At 64.1% G+C, this 287-nt stretch carries 1 protein-coding gene; it reads right to left on the reverse strand.

Translation table 11 applies throughout. The annotated features are described in order from the left end of the window. A partial coding sequence (locus tag ACSNOK_RS33830) for a hypothetical protein (RefSeq protein ID WP_436784579.1) occupies positions 1-287 on the reverse strand: 287 nt, incomplete at both ends.

Below are 287 nucleotides of genomic sequence, written 5' to 3' on the forward strand. Positions count from 1 at the left end.
CTCGTCATCAGAGAACTTCCAGAACTCGGAAGTGGAGTAGTGGGAGGAGACCATGGTCCAGCCGGTCCGGCTCGCCGTCTTGACCGCGGGGTCGATGTAGACCGGGTAGACTGTGTCGTCACCCTTGAGAAGGTCGGCATCGGGAGTGAGGACAAGGGCATCGGCCTGAACACTCAGCCCCACGTCGGCCACCTGGGTGCCCTCCGGTGGTTCCGGGTCCCTTTGGGTCTCACTGACCGAGTTGTCGATGTCCCAGGCAGCCCTCACCGAGGAGGGGACCGCCGAGG

It is taken from the genome of Streptomyces sp. URMC 126, from assembly GCF_051386555.1.
In the GTDB taxonomy this organism is placed as follows: domain Bacteria; phylum Actinomycetota; class Actinomycetes; order Streptomycetales; family Streptomycetaceae; genus Streptomyces.